Origin of the sequence: Candidatus Angelobacter sp., from assembly GCA_035607015.1 — a bacterium.
Taxonomy (GTDB): Bacteria; Verrucomicrobiota; Verrucomicrobiia; order Limisphaerales; family AV2; genus AV2.
The window spans coordinates 1-10363 of sequence record DATNDF010000025.1; the positions used below are offsets into that span (position 1 = coordinate 1).

10 protein-coding genes are annotated in these 10363 nt (G+C 58.7%); 1 reads left to right on the forward strand and 9 read right to left on the reverse strand.

Going from position 1 to position 10363, the window contains the following annotated elements; all coding sequences use genetic code 11:
- The 8 genes from VN887_01040 to VN887_01075 form a co-directional block, all read right to left on the reverse strand.
- Positions 1-485: ABC transporter permease (locus tag VN887_01040; GenBank protein ID HXT38585.1), on the reverse strand; the 485-nt coding region annotated here is incomplete at its 3' end.
- Positions 486-493: 8 nt separating this feature from the next.
- Entirely contained in the window at positions 494-2140 is a 1647-nt protein-coding gene (locus tag VN887_01045) for a peptide ABC transporter substrate-binding protein (GenBank protein ID HXT38586.1), read from the reverse strand.
- Between the two features lie 91 nt (positions 2141-2231).
- Entirely contained in the window at positions 2232-2654 is a 423-nt protein-coding gene (secG, locus tag VN887_01050; protein HXT38587.1) for a preprotein translocase subunit SecG, read from the reverse strand.
- A 12-nt stretch (positions 2655-2666) separates the two neighbouring features.
- Positions 2667-3434: a triose-phosphate isomerase gene (gene tpiA / locus VN887_01055; protein ID HXT38588.1), complete on the reverse strand. Its 768-nt coding sequence runs from the start codon at positions 3432-3434 to the stop codon at positions 2667-2669.
- 37 nt (positions 3435-3471) lie between these two features.
- A complete protein-coding gene (locus tag VN887_01060) occupies positions 3472-4725 on the reverse strand; it encodes a phosphoglycerate kinase (protein ID HXT38589.1) in 1254 nt (417 codons plus the stop codon).
- A gap of 166 nt (positions 4726-4891) precedes the next feature.
- Complete coding sequence (locus tag VN887_01065) at positions 4892-5401, reverse strand: DUF456 domain-containing protein (GenBank protein HXT38590.1); 510 nt, start codon at positions 5399-5401, stop codon at positions 4892-4894.
- Positions 5402-5435: 34 nt separating this feature from the next.
- Entirely contained in the window at positions 5436-6260 is an 825-nt protein-coding gene (locus VN887_01070) for a hypothetical protein (GenBank protein ID HXT38591.1), read from the reverse strand.
- A 625-nt stretch (positions 6261-6885) separates the two neighbouring features.
- Positions 6886-7329 carry a hypothetical protein gene (locus tag VN887_01075; GenBank protein ID HXT38592.1) on the reverse strand — a complete coding sequence of 148 codons (444 nt, stop codon included), beginning with the start codon at positions 7327-7329 and terminating at the stop codon, positions 6886-6888.
- A gap of 188 nt (positions 7330-7517) precedes the next feature.
- Between VN887_01075 and VN887_01080 the strand changes: the two genes are divergently transcribed.
- Entirely contained in the window at positions 7518-8645 is a 1128-nt protein-coding gene (locus VN887_01080; protein ID HXT38593.1) for a Gfo/Idh/MocA family oxidoreductase, read from the forward strand.
- Between the two features lie 24 nt (positions 8646-8669).
- On the opposite strand, the gene VN887_01085 is transcribed toward VN887_01080, so the two are convergent.
- The coding region (locus tag VN887_01085) for a hypothetical protein (GenBank protein ID HXT38594.1) at positions 8670-10363 on the reverse strand (1694 nt) is incomplete at its 5' end.

The window sequence follows — 10363 nt, forward strand, 5'->3', positions numbered from 1 at the left end:
ACGGGAAACCAGCGCCATTTAAGGGCGAACGTCATGATGAGAACCGGGCCGATGATCAACGCGGGCACGCAAATGACCAGGAGCGCAAGAAAACCCCCGGTGTATTCCTGCCATCGCCCTTTGCGCGCGGCGGTGAGAAATCCGAGCGGAATCCCAAATCCTAGAGCGAAGCAGAATGACAGCGCGCCCAGCGTCACGGACACCGGGAGACCTTGCGCGATGATGTCATTGACGGTGTGATCACGATATTTCATGGAGGGACCGAAGTCGCCGTGCAGCACGCCGCCGAGATAGCGCAGGTATTGCTTCCAGACCGGCTCGTCGAGATGAAACTTCGCTTCCAGTGCGCGCTTGATTTCCGGTGACGCCGGCGCGCGTTCCTTGTCGAACGGACCGCCCGGCGCGAGGTGCAGCAAACCAAACGCGAGGAAACTGATGACCAGCATCAGTGGAATCGTGAAGGCCAGGCGTCTGAGAAAATACATGGATGCCGTCAGTGGGCCGCGATTTGCGGGGCAGGGGGGAGATTTGCCGCCGCGCCTTGCGGGGTTGATTTCGAAACGGATTCTACACCGACCTTGTAGATCGCACGGACCGGGTTTACGGAAAGGAGATTGGGGAAGATGCCCTTAATCCTGTTCGCGTCGTAATAATCAAGCCCCGCGTAATAGAAGAGCGGGGCGATGGGAACTTCGTCGCGGACCAGGAGAGTTTCCGCGTTGCGCAACATCTCCGCGCGTTTCGCGCGGTCGGCCTGCGCATCGGCCAGGTTGACGAGTTCGTCGTAATGCGCGCTTTTCCATCCCGTGCGGTTGTTGCCATTGTTGCTCATGAACATGTCGAGAAAGGTGTTTGGATCGTTGTAATCGCCGATCCAGCTGCTCCGGCACAGATCGTAATCCAGCCCCCCTTGCGCGCGCAGATAGGTCTTCCATTCCAGTTTGTGGATTTCCGCATGGATGCCGAGTTCGCGTTGCCACATCGCCTGCAGTTCGACGGCGATCTGCTCGTGGAGGTGGGAAGTGTTGTCGCACAGATAATCAAACGACGGGAACGCCCTCCCTCCCGGAAAGCCGGCCTCCGCCAGAAGCCGGCGTGCCTGCGCAGGATCGTAACCGAGTCCTTCGGGTGGGTCGTAACCGGGAATGCCGGGCGGCGTTTGGGAGGAGGCGGTGTGCTCACCGCCACGGGTGATGCGTTCGACGATTCGCGTCCGGTCGATGGCCAAGGTCAGCGCTTTGCGTACGCGCGAATCGTCAAACGGTTTGCGGGTCACGTTGAAGCGAATGAAATAAGTTCCAAGGTAGGAATAGGAGTGGAAATCCGGGCGTTTGAGCAGCACGTCGAGCAGCTCCACCGGGACGAGGTTTTTGTCCCAGACAATGTCCGCCTCGCCGGTCTCGTAAAGATTCAATGCCGTGTTCGCGCTTGTTCCGGGAAGCATGTCCACCACCTCGCATCTCGTGTTGGCGGCGTCCCAATAGCGCGGATTCTTCCGCAGCCGGATCCGGTCGTTAATGCGCCACGCCACGAGTTCATACGGCCCGCTGCACGGCACAGGCCGTGTCATCAGCCAACGGTCGCCGTGTTTTTTGATCGCCTGGCGCGGCACGATGCGAAGCGTCGGCAGCGCGCAGAGATTAAGGAAAAACGGAGTGGGATTTTTAAGTTCGACCCTCAACGTGCGGGCATTCACGGCCCGCACGCCGACCTGCGCAGGATCGGTGATCCTGCCCGTGTTGAATTCCTCGCCGTTCTTCAAATAAAACAATTGACCGGCGTATTCGGCGGCGGTGCGGGGGGCCAGTACCCGCAACCATGAATAGACAACGTCCCCCGCCGTGATCGGCTCGCCGGTGGACCAGGCAAGGTGCGGGCGCAGATGGAAGGTATAAACTTTCCTGTCGGGCGAGAGGTCCCATCCCTCGGCCAGATCCGGGACGGGCGTCGCGTTGGTCGGTTCGTACCGCATCAGGCCCGCGAACAGTTCCAGTGCTATGCGCCCGTCCGCTTCGCCGGTCAGAATTCCCGGATCCAGCGACTCCGGTTCCGCGCCGTTGATAATGACGAGATCGGCGCGCGGACCGCGTCGGGCGCAGCCGGTGAAGAGCAGCGCCGCGAGCAGGAACAGCAGCAACAAGCAGGGGTTTCCGTCCGGCGCGTTTCGAAGGCAACGTTGCGCCCCGGGTCGTTCCCAAGGAGCGGTCGCCGAAGGCATCATGGACCGGGGTTTACTTCGGACTGGCCGGGGGCGGAGTGGTCGAGGGGGCGTTGGTTGGCGAGACCAACTGCAACACCGGCGCGGCGGACGTGGCGCTCATTGTGTTGGCGGGCGCCGGAGTTGGAGCGACTACCGGTCCGGCCGCTGCCTTTTTTCTCAACTCCTCCTCGAACCTGCGTCCGTTTGCTCCCACTTGATTCGCGCGCAAGTAGGAAAGAAAGAGCGCCAGGCCGAGGAACAACCCCGCGGAATACTTCGTGATTTTCGTCAGCGCGTTGCCTGACCCCGCGCCAAACAGGGCGTCGGTCGCGCCGCCGCCAAACGCGATTCCGGCCCCGGCCTCTTTCTTTGGAAGCTGGATCAGGATCAGCAGAATCAAAATCAGACAGTTCAGGACAAGAATGAATGTCAGCAATCCAATGATAATCGCCATAAAATAATTCGCTCAGTTCAGGCAGTTCTTGATGATGTCCGAAAAACTCCGGTCTTCCAGTGACGCCCCGCCCACGAGCGCCCCGTCCACGTCGCGCTGGCCCATCAATTCTCTCGCGTTCGACGGTTTCACACTCCCACCGTACTGGATGCGAACGCGCCTGGCAACGGTCTCGTTGAACATCGTCACGAGTTGTTTGCGGATGAACATGTGCGCGTCCTGCGCCTGGTCGGCGGTGGCGTTCTTCCCCGTGCCGATCGCCCAAACCGGCTCGTACGCGATGATGGTTTCCTCCATCTGGTCGGCTGACAAACCGGCCAGACTCCCCCGCAACTGCGTCCCGACCACGAGTTCGGTGCGGCCCGCCTCGCGTTCCGCCAGCGTTTCGCCGACGCAGACGATCGGCTTGAGCGACGCGGCGTGTGCCGCCAGGGTTTTCTTCGCGATCAATTCATCGGATTCCTTCTGAAACTGCCGCCGCTCGGAATGGCCGAGGATGACGTAGCGCACGGAAAACTCCTTCAACATGCCCGCGGCGATTTCGCCTGTGTGCGCGCCAAAATTATGCTCGCTCATGTTTTGCGCCCCGAGCCGGATGGTCGTGTTGAGGATGGCCCTGGACACTTCGCCAAGCGCGGTGAACGGCGGGCAAATGACGATGTCGATGTCCTTCAGGTTTTTCAGTTCGTGTTTCAGGCCGGTCACCAGATCCAGTGCCTCGGCCACGGTCTTGTTCATCTTCCAGTTGCCGGCGACGATCAATTTGCGCGTTTTGTCCATGCTGCTTAGTCCTGATTCTCGAGGGTGAAATCGTTGCTCATTTGCCGGTCAGCGCCGCGACGCCGGGCAATGTCTGGCCTTCGAGAAATTCCAGACTGGCGCCTCCGCCCGTGCTGACGAATGTCACGCGATCCGTCAACCCGGTCATGTTCAGGGCCTTTACGCTGTCGCCCCCGCCAATGATGCTCTTGGCGCCGTGCTGCGTCGTGTCAGCCACTGCGCGCGCGACAGCAAAGGTTCCTTCGCAAAACCGCTTGTCCTCGAACACGCCCATCGGCCCGTTCCACAAAATCGTCTTCGCCCTGGGAATGACTTCCGTGAACAGCTTGATCGTCTTCGGCCCGATGTCCATGCCTTCTTCGGCTTCCGGGATATCAAGGCTGTCGTTGACGCGCGGGTTCTGCCACTCGATGACCGGCTTGCCTTTCTTGTTCAACTTGCCGGTGTCCACAGGCGTCGCCACGATGTTGTCCACGGCGAGCAAAAACTGCACCTTGCGCGCCTTGGCCTTGTTCAGCGCGGCCTCGGCCATACCGAGGAGGTCCGCTTCAACGAGCGATTTGCCCACTGTCTTGCCCAGGGCGAGCCGGAACGTGTAGGTCATCGCCCCGCCGATCAGAATCGTGTCCGCCTTCTCGAGCAATCGGTCGATTACCTTGATCTTGTCCGACACCTTCGCCCCGCCAAGAATGACGATGAACGGCCGGGCCGGATTTTCCAGTTCCTCGCCGAGGAATTTCAATTCGCGTTCCATCAGCAGGCCCGCCGCGCATTTGCCGCCATGCCGGGCCAAGACACGCGGCGTGCCTTCGGTCGAAGCGTGCGCCCGATGCGCCGCCCCGAACGCGTCGTTCACATAAACGTCGGTGACCTTCGCCAGCTTCTCCGCGAACGCCGGGTCATTCGCTTCCTCTTCGCCGTAATAACGGACGTTCTCCAGCAACAAAAGGTCCCCGGGCTTCAAAGCCTCGGCGGTCTTTTCAACCTTCTCCCCGATGCAATCGTCCACGAACGCGACCGGTCGATGCAACATATCCGCGAGTTTCTCGGCGACGGGCCGCAGCGACATGGACGGGTCGCGCTTGCCCTTGGGCCGGCCCAGATGTGCGGCAAGGATGATGCGCGCGCCCTTCTCGATCAGCAGTTCCAGGGTCGGCAGCGTTTCCTTGATTCGGGTGACGTCGTTGATGACCATCTGGCCGCCCTTTTCCTCCATCGGCACGTTGTAATCCACCCGCACGAACACACGTTTGCCGCGCACATCCAGATCTTTGACCGTCAGCTTCGCCATAAAAACAGGGGCGAAAGGATAGCCAAGGCGAACAGTGAGTCAAAGGGAATTAAACCCCGTCAAACGCTCGAAATGACGCCGGATCGCCCGACCGCGGGTTCTGTCCGGGCGCAGTTCAAGGGTGACTCTTGCCCCATCGCCCCCCGCGGGTTTCCAAGCAGGACTTTCACCCTGCTTGGTTCAACGACTGGTAAATCACGTTGAACGCAAACAAGCCCATCATTGCCACGCAACAAGCCAGCTTGCCGACCGCGCCGACGAGCAGGCCGATGACCGCGCCGAGGCCGGCCCGTGCCGCTTCCTTCCATTCGCGGCCACCCATCATTTCAAACAACAACGCGCCGACAAATGGCCCGAGGATGATGCCGGGAATGGCGAAGAAGATGCCGATGAGGCCGCCGACGACCGCGCCGAGCACACCGCGCCACGTCGCGCCGAGGCGTTTCGCGCCATACATGCTGGCTAGATAATCCATCACGATCGACAACAACATCAACAGCACGATAATCACAAGCGCGGTGTTGCTGGCGCCGGTTGCGCCAAAGTAAAGCCGGTGCGCGACCGCCGCGAGCACGACCAGCGGTGTGCCGGGGATGCCGGGCAGTACACTTCCGGCCAGCCCGAAGCACATCACGAGCAGCGCCAGCGATAATCCGATGATTTGTTCCGCGGTCATAGACAAATTCCAAACTAACGGGCGGCTCATTGACTTAAAACGACTGCAGCACAAGCCGATAGAACATGCTGGCAGCTGATGATGGCAAGCTGGCTTGATATCCTCCGCTCACGAGAATCGGGGCATTTGTTAGAGTCACCCAATTCGTAGTAGAAAGATCTGGGTTTTGCTGCAATGCAAAATAACCACCTGCCGCTGGCCATGAAAGCAGAACGGTGATTTGATTAGTCGCGGTGATACTCAGCTGGGGCACTCGAACAATCTGTACCGTAAAAGAGCCTTCGTTATTAAACCATGAATACTCATCGATTGTTCCAACGAACAAGCGAGTCGCTCCGTCCGGAGCTATCACTTGTTGGACTGACCCCGAGCTCGTTAAACCGTCGCCAATAAAAAATGGTTGCTGAAGTGTGGGTGTAAGAATTAGGTAGTCCCGGTTTGTCGCAGTGCTGAAGTCCAGAGGTTGGGGTGTTGGGTTCAGATCTGGTTGATTCGTCCCCAGAAAAACTCCAACGAGGCATTCAAAGGGTGCAGCCACGTCGGCGATGCCATTTTCTGCACCTAAATAGTGGGAAATACTATTGGTCTCGCCGTCTGGTCCGAAGAAGGGTAGTGGGCTGCCACGCGACACGGAACCGGCGGCTGAAAAGACAAACATCCCCCCACCTTCGATGGAAGCACCAGTTACGAGCACAGGCGATTCATCCGGGGCAACGTCCCCACGTCTGCCGGGCGAACCATCCGGCATCCCAGCAAGCCAAGGGTTCGATGTGCTTGGAACGACAACCGACTCGGCAAATGCTGTGTGCCACAGCAATATGATTACGAAAACGACAGCGCCTCCTGGTTTACTGCTCATGGGATGCTTGACAGTAGATATGACGTTGCGCTTCCGCGACCTAGCGTTGAGCCGCGCGGTATGTGCGTCTCTGCGCAGGACTAATTTTTCTGAGCGTGGCTTTTATCGCGTTGTTATGGAAGCAGACTTACGAGATTTTGTGAAGGATTATTCAAGTGCCCGATGATTCGTGGGCCACCGAAAATTGCTCAGTGCAGCGTGGCTAACGCCTCCCTGAAATCCTCTGGGAACGGCGCTTCAAAGTTCATTTGTTTTCCGGTGCGCGGATGTTTGAAGGCGAGTTTGTGAGCGTGAAGCATTTGACGCGACGCCGTGTAGCCGGTCAGTTCGGTCAGCCGTTTGTTTTGTCGGTTGCCATAAGTCGTGTCGCCGACGATCGGAAAGCCGAGATGTTTGAAATGAACGCGAATCCGGTGCTCCTGACAAAAGCGATAACGGTTTTTGTCAACTTGAACAGGATACTTGCGGAATGCTCTTTATAATGGTCAGGCGTTTACTTTGTGACCCGAATTGATCAACACCGAAAACGTTTCATACACAACCGTCGCGGTTAACAGAACAGAAAAAGCTTTCAAGACCGTAAACAGGAAAAGCGGCCTGGCGGACGCTTTTCCCGGTTGGCAATTCAAGCGTTTGGCATTTTCACATAGCCTTGAGGTGGGATGGGCGGCGGAAGCCGGTGCAGCGTGCCGCGACGCCGCATCTTCGAAAAGACAACGAGATTGAAAAAGTGCATGACACCGAGAACAACGAGGACGAGACCAACTTTCGTGCTCAGCGTTTCCAAAGCGGTCTGGACGTCCGAAGGTTTGACGCCGTATTTCAGCGCCAGGGCGACGTATCCGACATTGATGAGATAAAAACCGACCACAAGCAGATGATTGACGGAATCTGCGAGCGCTTCGTTTCCGTGAAAACTGTCCACAAGAAAGATACGCCCGTTTTTGTGGAGGGTTCGAGCCACCCAGATGGTGAGCGCAATGCTGATCAGCAGATACACGATATAAGTCCACACGGTCGCCGTATTTCCGGCAACGGTGTCCACGGCAGCCAGCAGCGTAGGTTTCATGGTTCGGTCCTTTCTATTTGTTCAGGTCGTTTCAGAGTATTTCCTAAATTTCTGCTATTTCTGAAATTACAATATCACAAGAATATAGGTATGCAACCAGTTCGCTCCATGGGATGTCCCTGGCAACGCAACCTCTTCGCATGGCTTGACTTGTCTGGCCGCCCGTTCCAGCGTTTTTGCCTGACACTATGAATCCAACGATGCGAGTGGGTATTATTGGCGGCGGGTTGATGGGACGCGAAGCGGCCAGCGCGTTCGGGCGCTGGTTTGTTCTCGAAAACTTCCCGGTGCGGGCGGAACTAGTCGCGGTGTGCGATCTGCAGGAGAAACTGCTCGACTGGTTCCGCCGGGTGCCGACGGTCCGGTTGCTCACCAAAGATCACCAGGAATTGCTCCGGTCGCCAGACGTGGACGTCGTTTACGTCGCCGTGCCGCACAATTTGCACGAGCCGATGTATCTCGACGTGCTTGGCGCCGGAAAGGATTTGCTCGCGGAAAAACCGTTCGGCATCGACCTCAAGGCGGCGGATCGTATTCGTGACGCCGCGACGCGCTCGGGCCGGTTTGTCCGGTGCAGTTCGGAGTTTCCGTTTTTGCCCGGACCGCAGCGTGTGATTCAGGCGGCGCAGTCGGGCAGGTTTGGACGCATCATGGAAATCCGTTCCGGCTTCTGGCATTCGAGCGACATGGACCCGACCAAACCGATCAACTGGAAGCGTCAGACCAAATTCTGCGGTGAGGTTGGAGTGATGGGCGACCTGGGAATGCACGTCGTGCATGTACCGTTTCGCCTGGGCTGGAACCCGCTCCGCGTCTATGCGCAGCTGCAGAAAGTCTACACCCAACGCCCTGACGGCAAAGGCGGCATGGCGCAGTGCGACACCTGGGATAACGCGCTGTTGCACACCGAGGCGTTGATCGATGGCGCGGAAGTTCCGATGCGGCTGGAGACGAAACGCCTCGCTCCGGGCGAGACGAACACCTGGTTCATCGAAGTGCTCGGTACTGAAGGGGGTGCGCGTTTCAGCACGAAGGAGCCGAAAACGCTCTGGCTGTTCGAGCGTGGAAAGGAACAAGTCTGGCAGCGCTTTGATCTCGGCCACCAAATGGTCTTTCCGACGATCACCGGCGGGATTTTCGAAGCGGGCTTCCCGGATTGCTTTTTGCAAATGTGGGCGGCTTACGCGGCAGAGCGCGCCGGCCAACTGGGGAATCGTTTCGGCTGTGTCACCCCGGACGAAGCCGTGCTCAGTCACGAACTGTTCGCCGCCGCGATGGAATCCCAGGCCAACAAGAGCGTGGTGACTTTGTCATGAAAGGTCGAAGGCGCCGTCGTCGGCTCATGGTCTGGCGTTCTTGTTGGTAGGCACGAGACTGTAGCGTTCCTTGAATTCCTGCGACGAAGCGCGCGCCTGGATTCTCTTTGCCTCCTTTGCTGCTTTCGCTTCCACTTCGGCCAGATCCTCAGCCGTTGCAGGCATCGGCCAGACGATGTCGCGCCCGTTTCCGAAGTAATAGTTCTGTGAAGTCGGCGAGGTTGGCACGGGAATCGGCACGGGATCGCCGCCATCATCCTTCCCGTCCTCACCCACGGAATAGAGCAGGAACGTGCCGTCTTCCCGTGCTCGATACCGCGCCAGCCGCCCATCCATCGGGTCTATCGGCGGTTTGGAGAGAAATTCCGGAACAAGCGCGCTCAGGTCCGGCGGCAGTTTGCCGCGGCGCAGACGAAAGCGTTCGATGGCAATCGCGGTCACAACCAGTTCGCGTTGCGCTTCAATGCGTGCCGCCTTCGCAGAGGCCCTTTCCAGCGCGGCCGCGACCTGGCCTGACAGAAGATATTTTACCGAACCATAGTCTTCCCGTTGCCAGACGCGTTGATACTCATTTGTGCCCCATGACCTCGCGGACACAAACGATCCCGTGCTACGGGCCCGGCGCGGAACCTCCACCATGACCTGGAGCGTTTCAAGGTACCTCAACTCGTCATCGTAGGACCAGAGCCGCCGCCACGCGGTCTCCTGCGCGAACAAATTCAGAGACGATAGATGGTCTTTGGACCACTCGAGCGCGAAGTCGGGCATTTCCGCGAGGTTCGTGGGTGCCACCGATCCCGACGAGCCGCTGGTCCCACCGGTATAGTTTGCGCCAAACATTTGCCTGAATTCCGTACCCGACCCGCGCAGTCGATCAAACGTCTCGATTCCCATCGCGCGCTCCATCGCCAGGGCCTGTTCCATCGGACGGGAGAATTCCAAGACCTCCCAGGCCTGCTGAAATCCGGCCAGTTGCGCATCAGTCCAACCCTGGGTCTGGAGCGCCTCCCATGTCGGTGCGATGGCAATCGCGGTAATGGCGATCCGCACGAGCTGGGAAATGATCAGCCTTTCGTCGCGGAGGGCGTTGGACAGTGAAAGCAAAGCGTTCAAATCGGCCCCCGCTTCATCCAACTGTTGAGTGTGCAGATCATTCAGGGTCGCCGCCGACAGCCACTGCGCGACTCCTTTGAGCTTTGCCAGGTGTGGCAGCAGGAGGTTGAAGCCCATCTTGTAGTTCAGATTCATGTCGAACTGTGAGCTCTTGAGCGCCTCTCGAATTTGTTCGAGAGCCGGCCCGTTCGCTTTCAAGTCCTCCGCCAGATCTTCCCAACTGTTGGTGCCGCGCCCGGGTCCGCGAATATCGGGTTGCCTCGAACCAATGCTCGCTTTGCCGGCCGAAACGAAGCCCATCGCCCTGGGCGCGTTGTTTGGAACAAGCAAACCGGTCCGAAGCCGCCACGCCGCCTGCACGAGATCGTTCCCCGCACTCCGGGCTTCGGGCGTCGCAACGGGAGTCAACTCCTCAATTGTCAGTGTTTCCCCGGCCGCGATCAGCGCGGCTTTGTAAAGGCGCAAGGCCCGACCGGCTCGATAATTATGGAGCGTGATCGTCAGTGTGGCCAATCCCACCAGGGCCAGGACACCGATCATAATGCAGCGTTGCAGTCTGCTCATGAATGTCGTGATTGGACAAAGCAGGAGGCTGCGCCTCACTC